We start from the raw sequence: 26,762 nt of genomic DNA on the forward strand, positions 1-26,762 counted from the left end.
TTATATTTTATGGTATACTATGATATACTATAGTAAAATATTTAGCTTTAATGAGAGAGGTTATTATGAAGATTACCAATATTGAACCACAAAGAAATAAAAATAGGGTCAATATCTATGTAGATAATGTTTTTTCCATAGGTATAGAAGATGAGCTTAGATTTAAATATAACTTAAGGGTTGGAATGGAAGTTACTGATGAATTTATTAAAGACATTCTTAAAGTCGAGGAGCAAAACAAAGTAACCAGTCATGCACTTAATTTATTATCCTATAGACAAAGATCAGAAAAGGAAATATATATGGCCTTAAAGCGCAAAAACTTTGAAGATATTTATATAAGTAAAGCAATTGATTATTGTAAGGAAAACAATTATATAAATGATAAGGCCTTTGCAGAAGCTTTCGTAAAAGATAAAGTAAATCTTAATAAACTTGGTCCAGAAAGGATAAAATATGAACTAATACTAAAGGGAGTCTCTAAAGACATTATAGATAGTGTCCTAGTATTAGACAGAGATGATCAATATGAAATGGCTTTGGAGTTGGCCATTAAAAAGCTAAATTCTTATAAGAATGATGACAAAAATTCCATTTATAGGAAACTTAGTGGATTTTTACAGCGAAAGGGATATTCCTATGATATTATTTCTAAAGTAATGAATGAAGCCCTTAGGGATAGGTGAAATATTTTGTGCTATGTTTATATCTTACAATGTAAAGATGATACTCTTTATACTGGTTGGACTACAAATTTAGATAAAAGAATCCATAAACACAATTTAGGAAAAGCTGCTAAATATACTCGTGGCAGAACTCCTGTTAAACTTGTATATTTTGAAGAATTCGACAATAAAATTGAGGCTCAAAAAAGGGAATATGCTATAAAACAACTTTCTAGAGTGAAGAAATTAGCCCTTATAGAAGAAAATATCCGTAATTGTAAATAGCAATTACGGATAAATACTTTCTGCTCCATTTTTTATAACTTCTTCTTCCCAAATCATAGTATATCTTCCTGCTGCCCATTCTGCCATGACTATGCTATCAGAACTATTCAGCTTAACCTTTCCTATTTCTTTTGGAGATATTTCATGGTCATGTATCTCGTATATTAATATATTATTTCTTGTAACAATAAGGATTATATCTTCGTTGGGAGATGAAAATGCATCTATAGCTTCAGGAACCTTAGATTTTATCACATTCCATGGTATAGCCAGTTCATCATAGTTTACTAACTCCTTTGGAGGAATAGTTTTTATATTATAATCCTTATATAACTCTTCATTTTCACTTATATAATTTATTCTTCCCTTCATAATCCAATGTCCATTTCTTCTAGATAATCCAAAACTTTTTTCATCTAATTCCATATTAGAACTAGTCTTAATTATTCCCTGTGCACCCTCTATAAATGCTTCTAGTCTCTCATCACCTATTATATCTGAAATTTTAATGGCTTTTTCATCTTTTAAATAATCTATTGGATATACTTGAATAGTTTTTCTATTATCTAGCATATCTATGGTTTCTGTAGATATATAATCATTTCCAACATATAAGATATTTTTAAGTCTTGAATAACTTTTATTATTAGATATTTGATATAGGGAAGCTGATAAATCATTTAACTCTTCTTTAAATTTTCCTTTTTGTACTGCATTAATTTCATCATTAATAGCCCCATTATTCTCCCTATTTACATCAACTAGCCAAAATCCTTTTTTTCTTGGAAGCAACAAATCTTTTAATTCATACATAGATGCCATATTACGATTATTCGTTCTAATCCAAAGAGTCTTATAACTCCAATTGTCCCTTCCGCTTTCTTCATCATAAAAATGAGTTTTAATTCCTAAAAGAATTCCTGATCTTAAAGTATCAACTTCTTCTATATTAGAACTCCTCATTATACTTTTTTCAATATTTATATATCTAAGAATTTCTTCGCTGCTCACTTGATCCACAGACTTTTTAAAAAAGTAAAATCTATCATGGGTAAAGCTTACAATTTCTTCATCATTATATTTTATAATCTCCTTAAAAAATTGATTATCACTAAATATAGTTATTATCTGAACTTTGCCTTCCGTAAGTCCTAAATCTTCAGGACTCATTTTATATTTATACAATAAATAATCGGAAAGGCTCACATTCTTTAACTTATACACAGGATTTAAGACAAAATCTTCTCCTATTACGGCTGCTGATTTATGAAATAAAGCTTCTTTATTTAATGCGGATAATTCTTCTTCAGCATTAGCTTCATATTCACCACCTATGCTTTTTTCTACGACCCACTTTCCCAATAATGGTGGCAGCTTATTTTCTGGTGCCTTTATCTTATCTTTAGTGTCAAACTTACTAATGCTGCATGAGCTTAATGAAAAAATTAAAATTATAGCTATTATTATTAAGCATAGTTTCTTCATTGATTAACCTCTCCTAAGGGCAAAGTCACTCTTACTAGAGTTCCTTCATTAATATTGGATAATATCTCCATAGTTCCATTATGAAGCTTAGCTATTTCGTCACATATAGATAGACCTATACCACTATGAGATTTGCTGTTTTTCCCTTTATAGAATTTTTCCTTTACTTTCGGTAAATCCTCCTCAGATATACCAGGACCATTATCCTTTACCTCTAATATTAAATTATTCTCCTTTTTAAAAGCATTTAATATTACAACTCCACCTTCAGGTGTAAACTTAAATGCATTGTCTAAAAGATTAATAAGCAACTGTTTTATCCTGTTTTCATCACCTAATATATATCCTAGGTCATTATTTATATTAATAATAAATTGTATCTCATTATTCTTAGCCTTTGGATATAGTTGCTTTCCTATTATATTAATAGTATCCTCAATTTCAAACTCATCTTTTTCAAGTTTTATTCTTCCAGAAACAAATCTTGAAAAATCTAAAAGTTCTTCCACCATTGTAGTCAATCTATCACTTTCTTTTTCTATGATTTCAAGCCCATCTAATATAATCTCATTTTCATTAAAATCTTCAGATTTTAAAGTTATTGCCCAGCCTTTTATTGATGTTAATGGAGTCCTAAGCTCATGAGATATAGATGATATAAAGTCATTTTTAATTTGTTCTTTTTTTATTAATTCCTCTGCCATATAATTCAATGTGTCAGAAAGTTTACCAATTTCATCTTGAAGCTTAACTTGACTTCTAACCTTTAATTGTCCATCTGCCATTTTTTCCGCCACATCTGTTACTTCTTTAAGGGGCTTCACTATGGAATTGGCTAGAAATACACTCACTAGTCCAGATATAAATACTACTACTAGTCCCATACTAAGGATTAAAAAAGAAACAGATCTTATGGTATCATCAGTTTCTTTAAGAGATGTAATAAATCTAATAATTCCTATTACTCTATCCTGCTCTTTAATTGCTGTAGATACAGACATAACTGTATTATTATAATAGTTAACTTTACCTGTCCATATTCCTTTCTCTCCATTTATAGCTGCTTTTATATCGGGGTATAAATTTGAATCATCGTTTATAACTCCCAAGGAATCCATTAATAACCTTCCTTCAGGATCTAGTATTTGTACTTCTGCATTGGTATGCTGCCAAAATACATCTACATCATCTATTACTATATCTTCCAATGAATCTGAAGAAAAATACCTTAAATAATAATCTCTAGAAAATTCAATTTGATTTTTAAGTATATCCTCAATATTTCTATAATAATATTCCTTTACTGCCTTGATAAGCCCTATTTCTAAAATTAGTACAGTTATAACAATGACCAACATAAAGTTTTTAACTAATCTTGTCTTTATACTTTTTTTCATATATCTAACCTCTAACTTTTATCCTTCCATCTATATCCGATTCCCCAAACAGTTTGTATAAACATTGGTTCACTAGGATTATCTTCTATTTTAGCCCTAAGTCTTCTAATATTTACATCTACAATTTTAGAATCACCTATAAAATCATATCCCCAAACTTGATTTAAAATTTCATCCCTTTTAAAAGCCCTTCCTGGGTTCTCTATAAATATCTTTGCTATGGCATATTCTGTAGGGGTAAGCTCTATTTCTTTATTATCTTTATAAAATTTACGAGAATATATATCTACCTTAAAGGGTTTAGAGTATAGAATACTGTTTGTTTCTACATTATCTATAGCTTCTATTCTTCTTCCCAAGGATTTTACTCTTAGGACTAGTTCTGTAGGATTAAAAGGTTTAGTAATATAGTCGTCAGTTCCATACTCTAATCCCATGATTTTATCTATATCTTGAGTTTTAGCTGTAAGCATTATTATACCTAAACTTGGAAATTCATCCCTTAAAATTTTACAAACTTGAAAACCGTCTATTTCAGGTAACATAATGTCTAGAATTACTATATCTATTTCTTCTTTTCTAGCAATATCTATTCCCTCTTCACCACTTCCTGCTTCAAATACGTTAAATCCATTTCTCTCAAGATTTATTCTTATAAATTTTCTTATGGAAGTTTCATCTTCTACTATTAGAATTGATTTGTTCATTTAAAATCCCATCCTTAATCTACTCTTGACTTAGAGCTCTAAACTCATATCCTTCCTCAATAAGGTAATCTATTATTTCACGTAAGCCATCTGCCGTTGTTTGCTTTGCATCTGTATCATGCATTAATATGATTACTTCTTTTTTCCCTTTTGTTGTTGATTTTGCTCTATATACTAGCTTTTCCTTTGATAAACCTATGCCCTCTGCATCTCCATTTAATGCATTCCAATTATAGTTTTTATATCCCATATCTGTAAACATCTTTAAAAACTTTTGTTTATGTTTTTCAAAGGAACCTCCTGGCATTCTTAATAGCTTAGTCTCAAATTCTTCCCCTAATACTTCTTTTAAGGCTTTTTCCGTTGATTTGACTTCTCCTAAGAAGTTCTTAGTATCTTTATATATATATTTATAGTTATGGCTATAGGAATGATGTCCTATAGAATGTCCTTCTTCATAAGTTCTCTTCAACACATCTGGATTTACCTTAACCATTTTTCCTAAGATAAAAAATGTTGCCTTAATATCATATTCATCTAAAATATCTAAAATTTGATTTGTTACTTTTTTTGATGGTCCATCATCAAAGGTTAAGTAAGCCACTTTAGTATTTTGCTTTTGGTCTTCTGCCTTTGCTTTTTCTTCTGCTATTCTTTTTTCCTCTTCTGCTTTTGCTTCTATCTGTCTAATTTCTTCACCCAATGCCTGATTAATTGGATTTTTTTCACCCATTATATTTAGAGTATCTGTTACACTTATGGCAACAGCAGAATTAGTTGATTTGTTAAAAAGTTTTACAGATGTAGTTCCTATCAGAAAAAATATAATAGCTAAAAAGACAATATTTCTTCTTCTTCTTACAATAAACCTCTTTTTTGTTCTTCTCACTTATGTCACTCCTTTATCCCATGCCATATTCTATAGTCTCATTTTAGCATATAATAGTTCTTAATTCTATTGGTTACAAATAATTTAATAATTAGTTACAAAGTGCTTACATTATCTTATATATTTCCATAATTTGAGTTTTCAAACTAAATAGGCTGAAATCAGCCTATTTATTATAATGGAAAGAAACTTCGATTCCTTCTCAATAGTTCAGATATTAAAAGTATGGTTATTAAGTCTCTTGTAATCCTACTTCTACCAAAAAATATGTTCTGTGTTCCCCTGACTCTTCCTCTATATCTCCTTTCGTATGGATCTTCATGTATCTCTGGACATTCCTCAACCATCTTTATATATATATCATCTACCATTTTCTCCATTTGTTCCTTTGTAATTTCTTCCATAGAGCAGTTTTCATTCAAATGTTCATTTACCCTTGATATAACTTTAGGATAAATTCTATAGTATAGCTCTGGATAATCATAAGACATAAAAACACCCCTCCTTTCTATTCCTGTAATATAGTATGAAAGGAGGGATGTTTTTGCTACTTATTATTCTAATAAATCCTTAAATTGAGATCTATATAATTTTGCATATAATCTATCTTTTTCCAATAATTCCTCATGATTACCATTTTCAACAATTCCTTCTGCCGTTAATACTAAGATTTCGTCTGCATTTTTTATTGTTGATAGTCTATGGGCAATAACTAATGTAGTTCTCCCTCGGGATAATTCCTCCAAAGATTTTTGTATCATGATTTCAGTTTCATTATCTAGAGCTGATGTAGCTTCATCTAATATTAAAATTGGTGGATTCTTTAAAAATAATCTTGCAATCGAAATCCTCTGTTTCTGCCCTCCAGATAATTTAACACCTTTCTCACCTATGAATGTATTATATCCTTCTGGTAAAGACATAATAAAGTCATGTATCCTAGCTTTTTTAGCTGCTTCTATGACTTCTTCATCACTAGCTTCGGGATCTCCATAAACTATATTATCACGAATTGTACCAGTAAATAAGAATACATCCTGTTGTACAAGTCCAATATTTTTTCTCAAAGATTTTATTTTTATGTCTTTAATATCCATATTGTCTAAGAGAATTTCGCCGCTATTTGTTTCATAAAACCTTGGAATAAGATGACATAAAGTTGTCTTACCAGCTCCCGATGGTCCTACTAATGCTACAGTTTTACCTGGCTCTATATCTAAGTTTAAATTTGCAAGTACAGTATTCTCTCCATTATTATAGCTAAAGGATACATCTTTAAATTCAATTCTTCCACTTATATCATTTAATTCTAAGGCATTTTCTTTATCAACTATATCTGATTTAATATTCATAATCTCAATAAATCTTTCAAATCCAGTCATTCCTTCTTGAAGCTGCTGTGAGAATTCAGATAATCTTCTTATTGGCTGCATAAAGAAGTTAACGTAAAGAGTAAAGGAAAAAAGATCTCCAAAATTAATTATGTCCCTATATACAAAATATCCTCCTAAGCTTATAACCAATAGATTAAGAACACTTGACATTATACCTATTCCTGATGCAAATTCAGCCATGACCTTATAGGATTCTTTTCTAGCATCGCTAAATTCACGATTTCCTTCATTAAATTTTTCAATCTCAAAACCTTCGTTGGTAAAAGATTTTGCAACTCTAACTCCTGAAATACTATTTTCAAGTTGAGAATTGACATTTGCAATTTTTTTTCTTACTTCTCTAAAGGAATCTGACATTTTATTTCTTTTAGATATAACAAACCATATAATGATTGGTATAGATGCATATAATATTAAAGTCAGTCTCCACTCAATTTTAATCAATACAATAAATGAACCTATTAACATGACTAAGGATATAAATAAATCTTCTGGTCCATGGTGTGCCAATTCGGTTATGTCTCTTAAATCATTAACTATTCTAGACATAATATGACCTGTTTTATTATTGTCAAAATAGCTGAAAGGTAATGTCTGTAAATGAGTAAATATATCTCTTCTCATATCATGTTCTATTTTTACTCCTAATAAATGTCCCCAATATGATACAATATAATTACTAATATATCTAAGTACAAATAAGAAAGACATTATTATAGTCCATCTAACTAAAAGGTCCATCCTTCCATCTGGAATAATTTCATTAACCATTTTCCTTGTAAAAACTGGAAATATTAGATCCGATATAGATATAAGAAATGAAAAAAACATATCTATAAAGAATAGTTTTCTATGCGGTTTATAATATGATATAAATCTTTTAAGCAAGATTCTTCCCCCCTTATTTAATTTGAAATATATTTCGAGTCACGAATATTATATTATATTTCATATATTTTTTCAATGTTCCAATTCCAATTTTCTACTAATTATATCTAAAATCAAATAATAATTCATATAGAGAAAAGTTATGACTCCAGTATCATTTATTAAAAAACCTATAGTTGAAGTAAATAACACGACTACTGCTTCTTTCTTTAATATATCCTTTGACATTATATACTTATATAACCTTCTCAATATAATTATTTCTGCAATAATGGAAAATGAAAATGGCGGGATCAATGTTAGCTTTATTAACTCTTTAGCCTTAAATAATACTAAGGATATAAATTCACTTACTCCATTTTCTTTTATCCTATAAAAGAAACTTATTGCATGGGTATTATCTTCATTAAGAATATCAAATATCATATTTACTCCAAATATGAGTAATCCTATTAATAAAAACATAATTATCTTTTTTATTCCATCTTTTCTAGATAAAAATAGCATATAAATCATAAATCCAAATAATGAAACTGAAGTTATAAACCCACCAGTATTAGCACCAAAATGGGTAGACAAAGTAATCATATTAAGAGTAAATATAATTACTCCTATAATTCTTTTAAGATTTAAATTTTCTATATTCTTAGTAATATTAAAGAAAAATAGTATTGAAGAAGCTAATAATACTCCCATTATTCCATTATTAAGCCCGTAATATCTCGCACCATATACTAAATTATTAAAACCAATATAAGAATTGTAAATCATCTTTGGATATATTATAATTCCTAAGACTATGGAAACATAAGTAAGACCACTTATTATTTTTACAAAATCTAATTTCTTTTTTATAATTAGCTTTGTAATTATATAAGGTAATACCATACTAATTATTAAATAGACAACAATATTTTGATGCGATTCAAACAGTCCTAATATTAAAGATATAAGAACATTTGTAGATATAAAGGAATAGAAAAAATACAATCTATTACTTATTTTATTAAATTTCATTATTCCAATACATAATATTATGATTGATAAATAAGTCATTCCCTGAAATAAATATGCACTAATAAGTAAATTCATATTTGTCTTATATAATTTATTTATTTCTGTTATGGCATCTTCTGCTTCTAGGATTTTAAATGGTTTTCCTATATCAGATTTTTTAGTATACCCATAAGTATTTTTCACTTGAGCAGAAATATCTTCTATAGCAACAAATCCTTCTCTCTTAGTAGAATTACTGGTTAATAGTCCATTATTTTCTCCATCGATATATATTATTGGGGCAAGATATTTGTTTAAAAAATACTTATCCCCTGCTGCTACTTTTTTAGGCAATATAATTATTTTCTTATTACTATAATAATTTAAATATTCTTTTAAAATTTCTATATTATTTTTTTCACCTTCAATATTGTACTCCAATAATAATATGTTAGATTTATTTAGTAGTTTATCTGTCTTGCTTTTTAGCCAATCTAAATCATAATCTAAGGAATTTTCTTCATAGTCTGTCTTCCTATCCTTATTAGAAATCAAAAGTCCTCCATTTCCATTTCCAATATAAGATGTTTTTTCTGACCTTAATACATCTCCTAAATACTCTAAATTTAAATTCGTTTTTCCAAAATCCCTTAAACTCAATTTTCTTCCTATATTAACAGATAGATATAATCCTTCCTCCGAGTAGGGGGGTCTAGTTTTTAAATTTATAAGTCCAATATTAGATTTTTCTAAATCCAGCTCTTCTATTGTTTCTATTTTCAACTCGTCTACTAGTATAAATATCGATTTCATAGGTTCAGAAGATATTTTACTTGGGATCAAAATTATTAAAAATATCAATATAAAATTTATTGTTTTTCTTATCATAACAATCACCTTAATATATAATTGAACTTAATATACTAAAAATTCCCAATATAAGTGATAATATACTCGTTAGAATTCCATACCTATATCTTCCATCCTGTGTCACATTTGTTTTTTTATCAAGAACTCTTTCACCTTCTATTGTAATTATATTATGTTTCTCTTTTATATATATAAATCCGCTGGTAAATATAAAACATATTCCAATTATCACTTATTCCATCCCTCCATTAAAAAGCTTACTATATAACTCGATTTAAATAGCTTTCCTTATTACTGAACACATTATTCCAAATCGCATATACCTCTATGCTTACAATAACTTGGACATTTATTACTTTTTTCATAGTCATATATACTCTCTTTCTTAGATATAAACTCTATAAATTCTCCTATATGATATATATTTTCTTTTAAACTATTTTCATCTACTGGAATATCTACAGATTTACCCTTCTCCAAAAATACTATTCTGGCCTTATCTATTTCTATACCCATTATATTCTGAAATACATATGCATAAAGCTGTAATTGCGGTTTATAATAGTTTACAAGAGAGTCCTTATTTATAAGCTTATTTGTTTTATAATCGATTATTTCTGCTTTTTTTCCTTTAATATTTATCCTATCAATAACTCCTGTTATATAGCTATCCCCAACCTTTAAGTAAAAAGTTTTTTCTATAAATATTTTATCATATTCTTCATTATATAATTTAAGATAATTTTCAATATAAGGCTTTAATTCCATATATATATTGGTAGTATAATGTACTCCAAAAGATTTACATATATTTTTCAACAAATCCTTTACATCCATATCTAATCTATAATGCTCACAAAATTTATGAATAATATTCCCTTTTTGAATACCACTAATGGAGCTTCCTCTATCTGATATATCCTCTATTTTCCATATATCAGATAATCTTCTATAATAATCAAAATAAAATCTTCTATTGCAATCTAAAAACGTTAGATATTGACTTATGCTATATCTCTCCATAGTATTTTTAGGATATTTAATTTCCTTAGGTAACAAGGGGAATTCCATGTCTATGATATTATCTTGGTTTACTAATTCATTATTTATTAGTCTAACTGAATTATATTCCTCCCTTGAAATATCTATTTCAGATATAACCCTACACTCTGTAGAATCGATTATATCTCTTATAAGTTTCTTAAATCCACTATCTTTCCCTTGACAACCTAAAATAAGCATTTTTTCTGCTCTAGTCATGGCAACATATAAAGTTCTTTCTAATTCCTCTTTATCTTTTATATCTAATTCTTTTCTTATACTATTATATAATGCCTTATTAGCCTCCAATTGAATCCCTATGCCTATGTCCTTATGAAATAATATGTTTGGATAAATTCCCCTATTTAGAGTAGCCATTTCTGGTATTATAACTACTGGAAATTGAAGTCCTTTAGATTTATGTATGGTCAGTATCTTAACTGCATCAGCATCTTCTGATTCTACTTTTCCTTCCTCTTCATCTCTATTTTTAATTTCCTCTAAGTAATCAATGAAATCCGCTAAGGTTCCCTTGAGATTTAATTCATATTTTTTTACTATATCTTTAAACTTATAAACATTTGCAATACACTGCTTACCACCTTGTTTTAAGAGTAATGTTTCTATAAAATATGTCTTTGAAATCAGCTCATCTACTAGTCTAGTTAATCCATATAAGTCTCTTATATAATATAGGTGATCCATAAGAATTAGAACTTCCTTAATTTTTCCTTCTTCGTCTTTTATCTCTTCATCACGGATCATATTTAACATAGAATTATATACAGTTGTTTCTTTATTTCTAAGTATCCAGTATATAGTTTTATCTGTAAGCCCTATCATAGGAGATCTTAAAAACCCTATGGTTGCTATAGTATCAAAGGGGTTTCCTATGGCTTTTAATCCATTAATTAAATCTAATACCTCCTGCTGAAGAAAAAATCTTTTCCCACCTAAATTATAAAATGGTATACCAAAGCTTTTTAAAGCTTCTTCATATATATGATTTCTAGTAGTAGCTCTAAATAACATGGCAAAATCACCATATTTATACTGTCCTTCCGATACTAACTCCTTTATTCTCTTAGCTATTAACTGTGCCTCATAATATCTATAATAACTACTTTGGCTTTGATTCTCTGGTATTTCTAAATCTTCTTTTTCTAAGATTTCTACGTCTATTAAATTTTGTGATTTATGAAATTCTTTCAATTCTTTATACTTATTTGTCATTAGTTTACTAAATATATTATTGATAAATTTAAGCACAGTTTCTACAGTTCTATAATTCCTTTGTAATGTAATTATTTCCTCTTTAGATACCTCTTGAATATCTAATATTACATCATAAAAAACATCTAAATCTGCACCTCTAAATCCATAAATAGATTGTTTGGGATCTCCTACTACAAATAAATTTGATTTATCTAATTTTTCATCAACTGTAGCTAATTTATAGAAAATCCTTTTTTGTAATTCATTAGTATCTTGAAATTCGTCTATCATAATATACTTGTATGTATTTTGATATTTTTCTCTAATATGGTTATTTCCTAATAAATCTAAGACTTTTATTTGCAAATCATCATAATCCAAAGATTTGACTTCTTTCTTTCTCAATTCATATTCTTCATCAATTTCCATAAGCAGTTTTAATACTGTATCATAGATATGAATATTATATTTTTCACACCCTAATAAAGATTTTTCTATGGCAGATTTAAGCAAATCTATGTTTTCACTTTCCTTAGAGCTTGTCCCTATATTTTCATAAAGATATGCCAATATATTAGGTAATTCCTCATGGTCATATTTATTATCCTTAAACTTAATCCAATTTGAATCTAATTGTAATTTAAATATCTTTGAGTTTTTAGGAAGCTTCTCCATTAGATATATAAACTTATCTTTTATAAATGAAATATCATCTTTTTTAAACTCTAATGAATTTATATATTCTAATGTTTTATGTTTCAATTCTTCAAAAGATAGTCCTATGGTTCTCACCTTATTATAAAGTTGATAAAAATCATTGACTAAGAAATTTACATCGTTTTTCTTAAATCTTCTTAAAAGATCATATACTCCTTCATCATTTTCCAACCCTCTAGATAACACATCTTGTATTGTCTCATTTAAAAGCTTCATAGCTTTATAGTCTTCCAAGACCTCAAATAAAGGATCTATCTTTGCTTCAATTGGATTTTCTCTTAATATTTTTGCACAAAAACTATGGATAGTGGAAATATTAGCTTTTCCCATATCCCTATAATATCCTCTCCATCTATTGCTTTTATGAAAGTTTTTTCTCATTTCTTTTCTAATTCGATCTATCATTTCTTGAGTAGCTTTCTTGGTAAATGTAATTGCCACTATGGATTCTACTTCTTTGTTTTCCTCTAAGTTGCCATATTCTAATATATGTATAAATCTTTCTGTCAACACCTTAGTTTTTCCAGTACCTGCTCCTGCGTTTACAGCAACATTTTTATCTATAGTCTCTATGGCTATTTGTTGTGGATCTATTGCCATTACTCCACCTCCAATACATTTTCATATCTGCAAATATCCCTATATATACAGTATGATGAACATTCTAAGGGATTTATGGAAAAATCTCCATTACTTATTTTTTCTATTATTTCCTGTATATTATACTTTGTAGTTTCCAATAGTTCATCCCATTTGTTATTGTCTAAAGCTCCCTTATGCCTTTTGGTTATTAGCTTTGTTTCTTCGATTTTACCTAATTTAATTTGAAACTCACCGTTGGAAATTATACCATATATACCAGCAATTATATCCTTGTTCCCCTGAGACATAATATATATTGGTAATTGAAGTGATAACCCCTTTGACATATGGTCTATATCATATGCTCCATAGGTACTACTTTTATAATCCATGATTAAATACTTCTCTTTTCCTAATACTTTGTCGATTCTATCAATCTTTCCTCTTAGTCTTATTTTTTCTCCATTAATATCCAAATGAAAATCTCCATACGTTCCGAATTCTAATTCAAAATCATAAGGAATTAATTTTTCTTTAGAATCAGATATTCGTTCTATATCATTTTTTATAAAATCTCTTAATTTATCAAAGATATTTTCCACAATTAATAAATCTTTTTTACACTTTATATCTAGCCCTATCTGTGTAGAGTATCTCTCTACTAACTGTCTCAAAGTGTCTATTGTGTTTTCAAATATAAAGGACTCATTATCTTCTATAGATTTCTTTAAATCCTCTTTATATATATTATAATAATGTCTTAAAACTTCGTGGTAGATAGTTCCTATATCTACTGGATTATATTCTTCAAAATTATTTTCCCATTCTTCTATATTAAGAACTCTATGAAGCAAAAATGCATAGGGACATTTACAATAGGCCTCAAGATAAGTATTAGAGTATATCTTATCTTTATGGAATAATTTTATATCTTTATTTATTATATCCTCCGATATTAAGCCGTTATATTCATTGAAGGATTTAATACTTCTCTTATATTCACATAAGATTTTATCGTTTATAATCTTGAGCTTGTCCCTATTTATCTTATTGTGAAACCCATAATACTTTTTTACTTCTTCTGATAAATCCTCACAATGATTAAGTATTAAGTAATTAGATAATTCGTCTATTGTAGTTATATCTCTTATATTATCTTTAAATAAATAGCTTAAACTTAAATTTATAATTTGAAATTTCTCTTCTAATTTCTCTCCGCTAAACATACTAATTATTTCATCTAGAAAAATTGAAGGAATACTATCCTCATTTGCTCCTTCACTATAAGATAAATATAGTTTTTTTCTACAGGAAGCTATTAAGGAAGCAAACTTTATTGCCTCATTATTTAATCTCTCTGAATAACATTTATAATCTAGTTTGATTTTTAATAAATCAGCATAATTTCTATCATTAATCAAAAAATTATTTTCCTGTAAAAGGGGATAATATTCTCCAGATAATCCTGTTATGAAGATAATATCGTATTGAAATCCTCTACTATTTACGGGATTTAATATTTTTATGCCCTTTAAATTTTTATTCTGCTCTACAATCTTTTCATCTTCAATTAGTTTTATAATTCCCCAATAATAATCTTCAATTGAAATTTCTTCCATGACTAGAGATATTTGGTTCATCTTATCTATTATCCCTCTTAGCTTTTCTAGAGTCAACGTATCTCTATAAAGAAGATCATAATCCTTATAAACAGTATATATCTCTTTTATTTTTCCCTTTATATCATAATTGTCTATTACTTCAAGAAATATATTATTATAATTATCTATAAAATCTTTGTCTAAAACCTTATCCATTTCACTTAATATAATCTCTGAAATATCTTTAAGTCTATCAATATTATCCATTGATATATTTAGGCTATTTCCTTCTTCTAAAATCTTCTTTAATTCAAATAAATTATCAAATTTAAGACTTTTTAAAGTAAATTCCATCTCATCCTTATATTGTTTATCTATGATACTAAAATAATTAGATTTTACCCTGTTTATTATGCTTTCTCTATGTCCTTTTCTTATTATAGATTGAAATACATTTAGATACTCCTTAATTAAAGGAATTTCTATTAAGGGAATTTCTTTTTGTAAATTTATTGGTATTTCTTCCTCCTCTGCTACCTGAAATAAACTATCTTTATAAGCATCATTTAATAGAATAATAGCTATATTAGATAAATCTACTCCAGTTTTATTAATACTTTTTATTTCCTGAAATATTCTCTTAAACTCTAAATAAATAGAAGGAGATTTTATCAGAGTCAATTTATTACAGTATTCAAGTTTAGATATTTCATTACTGAAAAAATTCTTTCCTATTGTCTCAAAGGTATTAAACTCTTTTTTTTCTACATATTGTTTTCGAAAGCCCATGCCCTCTAAAGTGCTAATAGTTTTATTAATATTAGATACATTGGTTTTTATTTCGAAAGGAATATTTATATATATATCTATGTCAGTTTTACATATTTCCTTTAGTATTTCCATCTCTATAGGTCTAAAATCATAGAATTCATCTATGATTATAAAATCTAAATCTTTAAAGTAATTCTTGTTATCCCTCAACTTCTCTATTGCCTTAAAGTAAGCACTTTCTCGGTCTATTAATTTAAATCTTTTCAATTCAGATTCATATTCAGAGTAAATAAGTCCTATTTCTCGAAAATTATCTGAACTGCAATTATCTAGGTAATTTTTTGGATAAATCAATGATCTTTTAATTTCTCCTATTATATATCCTAAACTTTCAATAAACCCCTCCATAGAAATAGCATCTTTAAAATATGTAATCTTTCCCTCTTTACATAATTTTAATACTGAGTTTTTAATAATTATATCTTTAGTAAGTTCGTTAATAATTAAGCAAACTTCATTACTTAGGATTTCATTTACTATATCATCAAAAGTAAAAAGATTGATTTCAAAGCTTTGTTCAACCTTAGTAATAAATTCTTTTCTATACTTTCTAAGTAATTCACCATTAGGTAATAAATAATAAAATCTATGACCTTCTGTCTTTTTCAAACTCTCTATTGCCTTTTCTACTAAATCCTTTTTTTTACTATTATTAAAAGGCCCAAAATATATTATTCTATCAGCCACTATAAGCCCCCCTTTATATTGGCTATTTATTGATTTCTTCTATTAGTTTTATGGTTTTAGTATTTAGTTCTTCTAAGTTATTAGATTCTATTATTTTATCTTCTAAAGCATATTTTTCCTTTAGTTTTAAAATCCTGTATACCTTCTTATCTATATCTATTTCACTTAGACTTCCAGTGTTTACTGATTCTTTTATATGTTCTATAACTTTCTTCGGATTATCATTTCCGTGACATATTAGGGCTATATCTCCACCAGACTTAATAAACCTTAGACTAGCTTCTTCTAATGAATAGTTCTCAACTATGGCACCCATGGTCATATCATCAGATACTACTACCCCATTATATCCTAATTGGTCCCTTAGGAGGTTTTGTATAATCTTTTGTGACATAGTGGAAGGATATTCCTCATCCATAGCTGGATATAATATATGCGCCACCATAATCATATCTACATCTTCTTCTATTGCTTTTATAAAAGGAATTAGTTCCATTTTTTCTAATTCTTCCATACTCTTTTTTACTATAGGTAAATTTACATGAGAATCTATACCTGTATCTCCATGACCTGGAAAATGTTTTACTGCTGGAATTATATTTGTATCTCTTATTCCCGACATTACTTGTATTCCATTACTTACTACAATATCCACAGTGCTGCCAAATGCTCTATTACCAATAACAGGATTCTTAGGATTTGAATTAATATCTAAAACTGGTGCAAAATCCACATTAAATCCTAATGCTTTGACTCTTTCCCCCAGTATTTTACCATAGTTATAAGAAATCTCCTTGTCATTTTTATTTCCTAACTTTATGGCTTCGGGAAGTTTTTTAAAAGCTTTAGGAAGTCTGCTTACTCTCCCACCCTCTTCATCTATAGATAAGAATAGGGGAATATCATTATCTGAATTTGCTTCCTTTATATTATTCAAAAGCTCTAATGTTTTATTTTCATCTTCTATATTCCTAGAGAATAATATAAAACCCCCTACTTTAAGTTCCTCTATGAAACTAATTATCTCCTGGTTAATCTCTGTGCCTTCAAATCCTACTATGAGCAGCTGCCCTATTTTTTCTTCTAGAGACATGGATTTAATCCTATCTTCTATAGGGTCTATTTGGATATTATTATCTTCTGAAGGCAATTCCTCAGGCTTAATATCTTTATCCCCAGTATTTATATTATCTTTTTTACAGCCTACTGCAAGAATAATAATCAGCAGTAGGATAATTCCTATAATCTTTTTCATTTTATCATCCTTTTCCTATGTTATTTTAATTTTATTATAGTATAGACTTCTTTACAATAGAATTAAACAATAAACGGAGAGTTTATATTTATCTCTCCGTTTATTCTCATTAAAAAATATTTAAATTTAATTCTTTTGATAAATCTTTCATAATTCCATAGCCAGCTATGGAATTTCCATACTGATCTAAGGCTGGGCTAAATATACCAATTCCCATTTTATATGGTATAGTACCTAATATCCCTCCACCTACACCGCTTTTTGAGGGTATACCCACTGTTGCAGCATATTCCCCACTAAAATTATACATTCCGCAGGTAGCCATGATTGCAGTCAATATAGATGCTATTTTAGCATTACATATTGGTTTATCTTCTTTAGATAATCTATACCTATTAGCTATAAATAAACCTATTTTAGCCATATCAACTGTAGTCACTTCTATGGAACATTGTTTAAAATAAGTGTCCAATATATCCTCTACATCGCCTTCTATAAAACCTCTAGATTTCATTAAGTATGCCATGGCTCTATTTTTATCCCCTGTTTCCTTCTCTGATAAATACACTTCTTCATTATAAGATATATTTGGATTTTCAGCTACCCTTCTAATAAGCTCTAATAATCGATTAAACCTTTCTTCTCCTTCTCCCTTTATTAGAGAAGTAGTTACTATGGCACCGGAGTTTATCATTGGATTAGAAGGTTTAATGGTATGAGGAAAATCCAATTTAAACAATGTATTAAAAGGCTCTTCCGTCGGTTCATAGTCAATCTTTTTAAATACATAATCTTCTCCATTATCTATTAAAGCCTGCATAAGGCTCATAACCTTAGATATACTTTGTATAGTAAACTTTTCACTATAGTCTCCAGCTTTATAAACATTCCCATCTATATCCATGATACATATTCCCATATGATTTGGATTTGCTTGTAGTAGAGCAGGTATATAATCTGCTAATGCCCCATTTTTTATTAAATGTCTATTGTTATCTATAATCTTATTTAATAAGTTTTCCATTTTATCCCACCTAACTAATGAATATCAAATGCTGTTTTTCCTATAAACTCTCTTAAAATAGAGTTTGGCGGAATTATATCTTCATCTTCAATATCTATAAAGTATTCTAAAAACTTAAGAAGTTTTTTTGCTTCTCCGTAGTAAATATTATTGCTATCTATTTCTTCTAGTAAAGGCTTTATATATTTCTTTAGTACTGCTAATTCATATACTAATGCAGAATTAAACATTATATCAGCTTCTTCTTGGAAAGGGAAAATATATTTTTCTTCTCCTGTTCGAACTCCTGCCCACATTTCCAAAGTTCTAGTGGCATCATTTCCCCTATATTTTATATCCCTCACTATTCTTCTAATAAGCCTTGCATCTGTAGTAGGTATGCGATTATGTGCGTCTATGTTTAACTGAGTTAATGCAGATATATATATCTTATATTTGTTTTTTTCTGGAATATAATTAGTCATTTTAGGATTTAGGCTATGTATCCCTTCAACGATTATTGGATTCGATTTATCTACCTTAAGTTTCTTTCCTGATTTTTCACTTTTTCCAGTGATAAAATTAAATTTAGGTAATTCAATTTCATTTCCTTCCAATAATTTTACTAAATCCTCATTTAATCTTTTTAAATCTATTGCATCTATGGTTTCAAAGTTATAGCTTCCATCTTCATTTAAAGGAGTTTTTTCTCTATCTACAAAATAATCATCTACAGATATGGAAACTGGTCTTTTTCCATTTACCTTTAATTGTACCTCCAGCCTTTTAGAGAAAGTAGTTTTTCCTGAAGATGAAGGTCCTGCTATTAATATTAAATGAATATCCTCATCTTCACAAATTTTATCTGCAATATTTGCGATCTTTTTTTCGTGAAGTGCTTCTGATATTCCAATTACTTCCCTTATATTTCCATTTATAATTTTTTCATTTAATGAACCTATATATGCAAGATCTAATATATCGCCCCAGTCATTAGCTTCTTTTAAAACCTTTGATAGCTTTTTCAATTCTTTAAATTCAGGTAAATTATAATTCGAGTTCATTCCTGGAAATAATATTAAAATCCCTGGATAATAATATTTAAGTTCAAATGTTTCTAAATAACCTGTAGATGGAGCTAAAAAACCATGATAAGTATCTATATGCCCACCTATATCATAAACATCAATATCTATTCTATCTAGCGTATTAAAAAGCCTTATTTTATCAATATAATTATATTCTTTAAATATGTCCATTGCCCTTTCTTTAGGCATTCTTTGTCTAATTATCGGAATATCTTTTTCTATTATTTCTTGCATCTTCTCCTGTATTTCCTGTACTTTTCTAAATGTAATAGAATAGTCTTTTTCAAAACTTGCATAAAGTCCTTCTCCAAGGAAGTGCTCAATCCTCACTGTCTTATTAGGTATTACACTTTTACAAGCCATTATAAAAACAGCAGATATGGTTCTCGTATATATTCTATAGCCATCTACATCTCTTATGTCTAGAAATCTTATATTCATATTGTCTTCAGCTATTTTATTTAAATTAAAGACCTCATTATTTATTTTAGCACCTAAATATTTTTTATAATCTTCTTTAAATGCAATTTGTGATACCTCCAATAGGCTTGTTCCTTTTTCTAATGATAAGAATTCTCCTATATTCTCTATATATAATTTGATTTCTTTATTCAATATAGCCCCCCCTAATTATTCAAATAAATCCTTCTCTATCTCTCCTACCTTTCCTTCTACTTCACTAGTAAATATTTTGCCATTTAGATACTGTAATTCATCCTGTAATCCATTAAATTCTATTTTATATCCATGAAGCCATTGATTTTCTAAGGAGTACTTCTCCTTGAATTTCTTATTTATATCACTATCTCCATACTTTCTATCTCCTATAACTGGGTATCCAAGGGATGATAAATGTCCCCTTATTTGATGTGTCCTTCCAGTAATTAATTCTATTTCAAGTAAAGAATATCCCTTATTGTTTTTTAAAGGTTTAATTATAGTTTCTATTTTTTTAGCTCCATCTACATCATCTCTATATATTGTTACTCTATTTCTTTCTTCATCCTTTGATAGAAATCCTTCTGCCATAAATTCTTTTTTTATATTTCCTTTTACTATGGTTTTATAGAACCTTCTTATTTTGCTGTTTTTCATGGCTTCATTTATTGTTTTTAGAGCCTCATAGTTTTTAGCTCCAATTATTATTCCAGAAGTGTTTCTATCTAATCTATTACATATGGAAGGAGTAAATGTCTTTTGTATTCTTGGTACAAAATCACCTTTCTGAATTAAATATGATACCATACTATCTACTATATTTTCTTCAAACTCCTTAGATGCACCATGGGATAATATTCCTATAGGTTTGTTTATTAAAATTATATTATTATCCTCATATATAATATTAGGTATAATTTTAGATCTTATCTCTTCTTTTTTAGCTATAAATTTATCTATAGTTTCGTCTGATAAATAAAGCTGTATTTTATCTCCTTCGTAAATTGTAGTTTCTGGCTGAACTTTAGTCCCATTTAACTTTACGTTCTTTTTCCTAATCATTTTATAGACAAATCCCTGAGGAGCTTCTGCCAAATATTTTTTTAAAAACCTATCAAGTCTTTGTTCATTTTCGTTTTTATCTATTGTTATCTCTCTCAAAATTTTCTCACCTTTTTTCCAAATCTTATGTTATAATTATATTATACACAATTATGAGATTAAAACCTAAAGTTTTGTAAAAGTTTTTAAAGAGGTGGACATATGAAAAAATTTTATGAAGTTGTAAAGGACATTTTATATGATTCTATAGATTACATAATAATGATAGGAATAGTGGGAATTGTAATCTTGATTATAGGCTGGAGACTAGATCTTTTATTCGCTAAGGATGCACTAGATGTCTCATCACATAATATTCCTATTGAAGATAATACTGATAAGGACTCTAACCAAAACTCGGACAATGATAATGAAGAAAAACCTACTGATAATGACAATGATAAAAACAACTCAGAAGAAACTAATGGTCAAATTATTAAAATTACCATACCTTCTGGTTCTTTACCTTCTAAAATTGGCAGCATCCTAGAGGATAATGGTCTAGTAAGTAGTAAGGCAGACTTTGTTCTAAAGGCTCAAGAGTTAAAGCTAGACACTAAATTAAAATCAGGTAATTATGAAATTAAGTCTAATAGTTCAATAGAAGAAATTCTTACAATACTTACAAAATAAAGTCTTCCAATGGAAGACTTTATTTTTATAACGAATAGAAAAATTCTACTTTATCATTCTCTTAGATATAAACTTGTTTTGACCTCAATATTCAACAGTTGCTATTTTAAAATATTTCTTTGAAGCTTTTATTATAATTAATATGTTTCATTAATATATCCATCTATTAAAGATAATTTCTTTTCTTCTATAAATATTCCTTCTTCTTTTAATATATCTAATAACCAAATTGCCTTTGAATGAAATATGGCTTCTTTATAATTTAGAAGTACAATTTCAAAAAGTTTATCGTCTAAACTTTTTGAATTTAAGCTAACAAAATATGCTTCAATATCTTCAAATTCTAGAAACTTAAGTAAATTTAGAGTTGCCTTATCCTTTTCATGATAATAATTATTTCCCTTATTTAAATAATAATTATAATACTTTTGATGTTTTCTAGTGTTTTTTACTTCTTTAGCCAACATAGTAAAGTACTTTGCTAATACATTGTAATACTGATAATTAAACATTCCCATTTCATAACTATCAATCCTTAAAAAAGGTTTAAAATTCATTCTCATTACTAAATCATAATTATATTCTAAGAATTGTCTCTTCGTTATATTTCCTCTTTCAAACTCAACTATTAGAGAGGATCTTCTATGAAAAAATGTCTCAAAGTTATCCCCTATTCTGCCATAAAAAATCAAGCTACACACCCTATCTAATTTAATTTTAAATATATTATATCATATTATTGAGTTAATTATAATTAATTTTAAAGACACTCTTCCAAATATATTTGGAAGAGTGTCTTTAGTTAAAAGTTTGAAGTTAATCCTTCTTGTTCTAATCTTAACTTATCTGCAATAAGCGCTATAAATTCACTATTTGTTGGCTTACCTTTATTGTTGCTTACAGTATAGCCAAATAGTTTGTTTATAGTGTCAATTTTCCCTCTAGTCCAAGCTACTTCAATAGCGTGTCTAATAGCTCTTTCTACCCTAGAGGGAGTTGTATTAAATTTAACTGCAATATTAGGGTATAATTCCTTAGTTATGGCACCTAAAAAGTCCATATCTTCAATTACCATAAAGATTGCTTCTCTCAAATATAAATATCCTTTTATATGAGCTGGAATTCCTATTTCATGTATGATTTTAGTTATTTTAGCCTCTAATTTCTTTTCACTACCAACATTGAATTTATTAGGTATATTTGCAATATTACTTGAATAAGTTTCAGTTTGTTCCTGTATTTGTGCATTTATGACACTAGATTCTATTCCCGCCACTTGTTTTAATCTCTTTATAAATACTTTGAAATCAAATGGTTTAACAACATAATAATGCGCCCCTAATTCTATAGCTCTTTGAGTAATTTTATCTTGTCCCACTGCCAATAATACAATTACCCTTGGTAGTTTAATATTATTCAAACTACTTGAATCATGTAATCTTTCTAGAACCTCTAATCCATCTAAGTGTGGCATAATTATATCTAATATTAATACGTCTGGCTTTTCTCTCTCTATTACCTCTAAGACCTCAATTCCATCCTTTGCTGTACCTACAACTTCAAATTCATCATAAGATGATATAAAACGGGTTAAAATGTCACTAAACTCCCTATTATCATCTGCTATTACAATTTTTATTTTGTTCATACTTTATCCCCCTGCTTTCCTGAAATTTGTAACTTTATATATACTTATTCGACAAATATATGAAAACTCCTTCTTTTTTTCAAAAAATTTTAAACAAATAAGCCCCTAGGGCTTATTTGTTTTGTTCTAACATCCATTCAATATATATTCCATAACCCTTAGTTGGATCATTTACGAAAACATGAGTAATGGCTCCAATTAGTTTATCATCTTGAATTATAGGACTACCGCTCATTCCCTGTACTATTCCTCCAGTTTTCTCTAAAAGTCTTGAATCAGTGACTCTAACTATCATACTTTTTTGATCAATCTTTGATTGTTGCTGCACTTTTGTTATTTCAATTTCAAATTTTTCTACTTTATTATTATCAACTGTGCTCAGTATATATGCTTTTCCTTCTTTTACTTCTTCTTTAAATCCAATAGGTATAGGTTCTTTATACTCAGAATCTAAATTTTCTCCATTTATAGTTCCATAAATTCCATAGGGACTATTAACTGATATATCTCCTAGTAAGTTTTTTGTCTCATAAAATACTCCTCTGATTTCACCAGGAGTCCCTTTTTTCCCTTGTTCAATTTTTGATATTTTGGCATTCATTATTTTACCTTTTTCTACAGATAATAAACCACCTGTATCTGTATCTATAATCCCATGACCTAGTGCACCAAATTCATTTGTTTCTTTATTATAATACGTTAATGTTCCTATACCTGAAGTTTTATCTCTTACCCATATTCCTAATCTATAACAGTTATCTTGAATACTTTTAACAGGTAGTGATTCTGTTAAAAACTCTGCTTTGTTTCGCTGTACAAGTATTTCTACTTTAGTATCCTTAATATCATTCAGAATGCCAACTACATGTTCAGCATCTGTTACTTTTGTTCCGTTTATTTCTAATATACTATCTCCTACTTTTAAGCCTGCATCTTTAGCTGGGCTTTTTCTTTCTCCATTAGCATCGATTACATCTGTCACTGCTACTACTAATACACCTTTGGTATTTAATCTTACACCGATAGCGTTTCCACCTGGAACTAATTGTGGTCTATTTATTACATTTATATTATAATTTTTTATAGGTATAAAACCTAAAAGTTTTAGCTGAATTTCTGCTTCTCCTGCATCTAAGCCATTTAACTTATAGGACTTTTTCAATCCAATATTTTCAGTTTCACTTAAACTAGCCTCTACTACATTTTCTTTTTCATGGCTAATACTTAAGAAAAATGGAAATGATATATCTAGGCTTTTATTTTCTCCTTTTACTACATTGATAATAGAAGGATGAAATAAAATTTTGTTAGTTTGTATACTTAAACTTAAAATAAATAATATTAGAATCGAAATTACAATTTTATGGCTAAACTTAAATTTCCCCAAGAATTATCACTCTCCTATTTTGCTTAATCCTCTTCACCTCCAACTTTTAAATTCATATATAATTTAGCCTTTTTTGAAACTAATTATTCTCTAATAAAAAAATTTTAAATGTAAACTGACTTAAGTTTTTCCAATATAAGAAAGACTTCTAAAGAAATATTTTAAGGACATCTTTATCGAAACTCATTTAGTACAAATCTCCCTATTAATTTAAAAAATGCTTTGGCAATTGCCAAAGCATTAATTATTTTTTTTGATTTTTTTAGACATTTCTATCATTTCATAAGCGTGTTTAAGAGTAGTATCAGTTAAATCTACACCACCTAAAAGTCTAGCCATTTCTTTGACTCTATCTTCCTCTGAAAGTCTATTTATTATAGTTCTTGTTTTATTCTCTAATATAACCTTATTTATGACAAAATGGCTGTCTGCTAAGGCAGTTATTTGAGGCAAGTGAGAAATACATATTACTTGATGATTATTTGAGATTTGATGAATCTTTTCTCCTACAATTTGAGCAGTCCTTCCTGAAATTCCTGTATCAATTTCATCAAATATCATAGTAGGTATTTTATCAGAAAAAGCTAAAATGCTTTTAAAAGCTAACATTATCCTAGACATCTCTCCGCCAGATACAATTTTAGATAACGGTTTTAAATCTTCTCCTATATTTGTAGATATAAGAAATTCTATTTTATCTTGTCCTTCAGAAGTAAATATAGAACTTTCTCCAAAATCTACTTTAAAATCTACCTTCGTCATATTTAAGAAGCTTAGTTCATTTTTTATGTCTTTTTCCAGTTTCTTAGATATAATTTTTCTTTTTTCTGTTAGTTTTTCAGAAACTGACTTTAGCTTATTTTCTAATTCAAGTATTTTTAAATTTGTTTTTTCAAATTCTTTTTCAAAGTTTAAGAGTTCATTTAATCTTTCTTGAGATTTATCTCTAAAAATTAAAATCTCCTCTATGGTATTTCCATATTTCTTTTTTAATTTATTTACGATATTAATCCTTTCACTTAAAAAATTTAATCTTTCAGAATCTATATCAATATTTTCTAAGTAATTTTGTACTTCTCTATATAAGTCTTGAAATTCATAATTTATATCTATAAGTCTTTTATAAAATTGTATAATATTTTCATCAAATTTCTTCGCATTATTCATAATAGAAATACTTCTATTCATTAAGGCCGATATACTGGGAGAATCGAAGCTCTCATTAGTCATATGAAGCAAAGCCGCTTCCATTAGATTTGAAATTTCTTCTATATTTGATAACCTTTTATATTCTATTTCTAAATTGCTTTCATCATCTTTAGTCAATCTAACATCATTTATTTCTTCGATTTGAAATTTGAGTATATCTATTTCTCTATCTCTCTCACTGCTATTTATGGAAAGATTTTTTAGTTTGTTTTTTTCGTTTGACCAGTTTTGATAATAATCTTTAATTTGTTCCTTTAGTTCAAATAATTCCTTATCCCCAAAGGAATCCACTAATGTCTGATGATTAGAAGAATCTAATAGAGATTGATGTTCATGTTGTCCAAAGATATCCACTAGCTTTGTCGTTATGTTCTTTAACATACTTAAAGTAATATTTCTACCATTGACTCTAGATAAACTAGGTCCATTTAAGTAAATTTCTTTAGAAATGATCAGTATATTATCTTCATCCATATCTATTGAATATTCATCTAATATAGGTCTTATAGTAGATGAATCCTCTATATGAAATACTCCCTCCAACAAGGCCTTCTCCTTCCCAGACTGAATAAATTCTCTGCTGGATCTAGAGCCTAAGATTATACCTATGGCCTCAATTAAAATCGATTTTCCAGAGCCTGTTTCTCCTGTAATAATATTTAAACCCTTAGTAAAATTTATTTTTAATTCTTCTATAATTGCAAAATTTTTAATATTTAATTCAATTAACATATAAAAAACCTCCAAATG

21 protein-coding genes are annotated in these 26,762 nt (G+C 27.9%); 3 read left to right on the top strand and 18 right to left on the bottom strand.

The window, feature by feature from the left end; genetic code table 11:
* Window positions 1-65 precede the first annotated feature (65 nt).
* Window positions 66-686 carry a RecX family transcriptional regulator gene (locus RBU61_RS09515; protein ID WP_308879590.1) on the top strand — a complete coding sequence of 207 codons (621 nt, stop codon included), beginning with the start codon at window positions 66-68 and terminating at the stop codon, window positions 684-686.
* A 6-nt stretch (window positions 687-692) separates the two neighbouring features.
* Window positions 693-950, top strand: a complete 258-nt coding sequence (locus RBU61_RS09520) for a GIY-YIG nuclease family protein (RefSeq protein ID WP_308879592.1) — start codon at window positions 693-695, stop codon at window positions 948-950.
* 3 nt (window positions 951-953) lie between these two features.
* Here RBU61_RS09520 and RBU61_RS09525 read toward each other — a convergent pair whose 3' ends face one another.
* The 14 genes from RBU61_RS09525 to RBU61_RS09590 all read right to left on the bottom strand — a co-directional run bounded on the left by RBU61_RS09525 (window position 954) and on the right by RBU61_RS09590 (window position 21,195).
* Entirely contained in the window at window positions 954-2,435 is a 1,482-nt protein-coding gene (locus tag RBU61_RS09525; protein ID WP_308879594.1) for a hypothetical protein, read from the bottom strand.
* A complete protein-coding gene (locus tag RBU61_RS09530) occupies window positions 2,432-3,832 on the bottom strand; it encodes a HAMP domain-containing sensor histidine kinase (protein ID WP_308879596.1) in 1,401 nt (466 codons plus the stop codon). Before RBU61_RS09530 ends, RBU61_RS09525 begins: the two co-directional genes overlap by 4 nt.
* Window positions 3,833-3,843: 11 nt before the next feature.
* Window positions 3,844-4,539 carry a response regulator transcription factor gene (locus tag RBU61_RS09535; protein ID WP_308879598.1) on the bottom strand — a complete coding sequence of 232 codons (696 nt, stop codon included), beginning with the start codon at window positions 4,537-4,539 and terminating at the stop codon, window positions 3,844-3,846.
* Window positions 4,540-4,558: 19 nt separating this feature from the next.
* Window positions 4,559-5,428 (bottom strand): polysaccharide deacetylase family protein, encoded by an 870-nt coding sequence (locus RBU61_RS09540; protein ID WP_308879600.1) that lies wholly within the window; start codon window positions 5,426-5,428, stop codon window positions 4,559-4,561.
* A gap of 173 nt (window positions 5,429-5,601) precedes the next feature.
* Window positions 5,602-5,919: a hypothetical protein gene (locus tag RBU61_RS09545; RefSeq protein ID WP_308879602.1), complete on the bottom strand. Its 318-nt coding sequence runs from the start codon at window positions 5,917-5,919 to the stop codon at window positions 5,602-5,604.
* Between the two features lie 63 nt (window positions 5,920-5,982).
* Entirely contained in the window at window positions 5,983-7,710 is a 1,728-nt protein-coding gene (locus RBU61_RS09550; RefSeq protein ID WP_308879604.1) for an ABC transporter ATP-binding protein, read from the bottom strand.
* 72 nt (window positions 7,711-7,782) lie between these two features.
* Window positions 7,783-9,594: a hypothetical protein gene (locus RBU61_RS09555; RefSeq protein WP_308879606.1), complete on the bottom strand. Its 1,812-nt coding sequence runs from the start codon at window positions 9,592-9,594 to the stop codon at window positions 7,783-7,785.
* Window positions 9,595-9,604: 10 nt separating this feature from the next.
* Entirely contained in the window at window positions 9,605-9,808 is a 204-nt protein-coding gene (locus RBU61_RS09560) for a hypothetical protein (protein WP_308879609.1), read from the bottom strand.
* 71 nt (window positions 9,809-9,879) lie between these two features.
* The gene (locus RBU61_RS09565) at window positions 9,880-13,149 is read right to left on the bottom strand and encodes a UvrD-helicase domain-containing protein (protein WP_308879610.1); all 3,270 of its coding nucleotides are present in this window, start codon (window positions 13,147-13,149) and stop codon (window positions 9,880-9,882) included.
* On the bottom strand, window positions 13,149-16,250 hold the full coding sequence (locus RBU61_RS09570; RefSeq protein WP_308879612.1) for a PD-(D/E)XK nuclease family protein: 3,102 nt from the start codon (window positions 16,248-16,250) through the stop codon (window positions 13,149-13,151). The genes RBU61_RS09565 and RBU61_RS09570 overlap by 1 nt, the downstream gene beginning before the upstream one ends.
* Window positions 16,251-16,272: 22 nt before the next feature.
* Window positions 16,273-17,505, bottom strand: coding sequence for a beta-N-acetylhexosaminidase (gene nagZ, locus RBU61_RS09575; RefSeq protein WP_308879614.1), 1,233 nt, complete (start codon window positions 17,503-17,505; stop codon window positions 16,273-16,275).
* Between the two features lie 109 nt (window positions 17,506-17,614).
* Window positions 17,615-18,529, bottom strand: coding sequence for a glutaminase A (glsA, locus tag RBU61_RS09580; RefSeq protein ID WP_308879616.1), 915 nt, complete (start codon window positions 18,527-18,529; stop codon window positions 17,615-17,617).
* Between the two features lie 14 nt (window positions 18,530-18,543).
* Entirely contained in the window at window positions 18,544-20,211 is a 1,668-nt protein-coding gene (locus tag RBU61_RS09585; protein WP_308879618.1) for a nucleoside kinase, read from the bottom strand.
* 15 nt (window positions 20,212-20,226) lie between these two features.
* Complete coding sequence (locus RBU61_RS09590) at window positions 20,227-21,195, bottom strand: RluA family pseudouridine synthase (protein ID WP_308879620.1); 969 nt, start codon at window positions 21,193-21,195, stop codon at window positions 20,227-20,229.
* 102 nt (window positions 21,196-21,297) lie between these two features.
* On the opposite strand from RBU61_RS09590, the gene RBU61_RS09595 reads away from it, so the two are divergent.
* Window positions 21,298-21,768, top strand: a complete 471-nt coding sequence (locus RBU61_RS09595) for a hypothetical protein (RefSeq protein ID WP_308879622.1) — start codon at window positions 21,298-21,300, stop codon at window positions 21,766-21,768.
* Window positions 21,769-21,905: 137 nt separating this feature from the next.
* Here the strand turns inward: RBU61_RS09595 and RBU61_RS09600 are convergent, their stop codons facing one another.
* The 4 genes from RBU61_RS09600 to recN form a co-directional block, all read right to left on the bottom strand.
* A complete protein-coding gene (locus tag RBU61_RS09600) occupies window positions 21,906-22,460 on the bottom strand; it encodes a DUF6648 family protein (protein WP_308879624.1) in 555 nt (184 codons plus the stop codon).
* A gap of 110 nt (window positions 22,461-22,570) precedes the next feature.
* Window positions 22,571-23,416, bottom strand: coding sequence for a sporulation transcription factor Spo0A (spo0A, locus tag RBU61_RS09605; protein WP_308879626.1), 846 nt, complete (start codon window positions 23,414-23,416; stop codon window positions 22,571-22,573).
* Window positions 23,417-23,528: 112 nt separating this feature from the next.
* A complete protein-coding gene (gene spoIVB / locus RBU61_RS09610) occupies window positions 23,529-24,803 on the bottom strand; it encodes a SpoIVB peptidase (RefSeq protein WP_308879628.1) in 1,275 nt (424 codons plus the stop codon).
* Window positions 24,804-25,043: 240 nt separating this feature from the next.
* Window positions 25,044-26,744, bottom strand: a complete 1,701-nt coding sequence (gene recN / locus RBU61_RS09615; RefSeq protein ID WP_308879629.1) for a DNA repair protein RecN — start codon at window positions 26,742-26,744, stop codon at window positions 25,044-25,046.
* Window positions 26,745-26,762: the final 18 nt, after the last annotated feature.

The sequence above is a fragment of the Tissierella sp. MB52-C2 genome (assembly GCF_030931715.1).
GTDB lineage: Bacteria > Bacillota > Clostridia > Tissierellales > Tissierellaceae > Tissierella.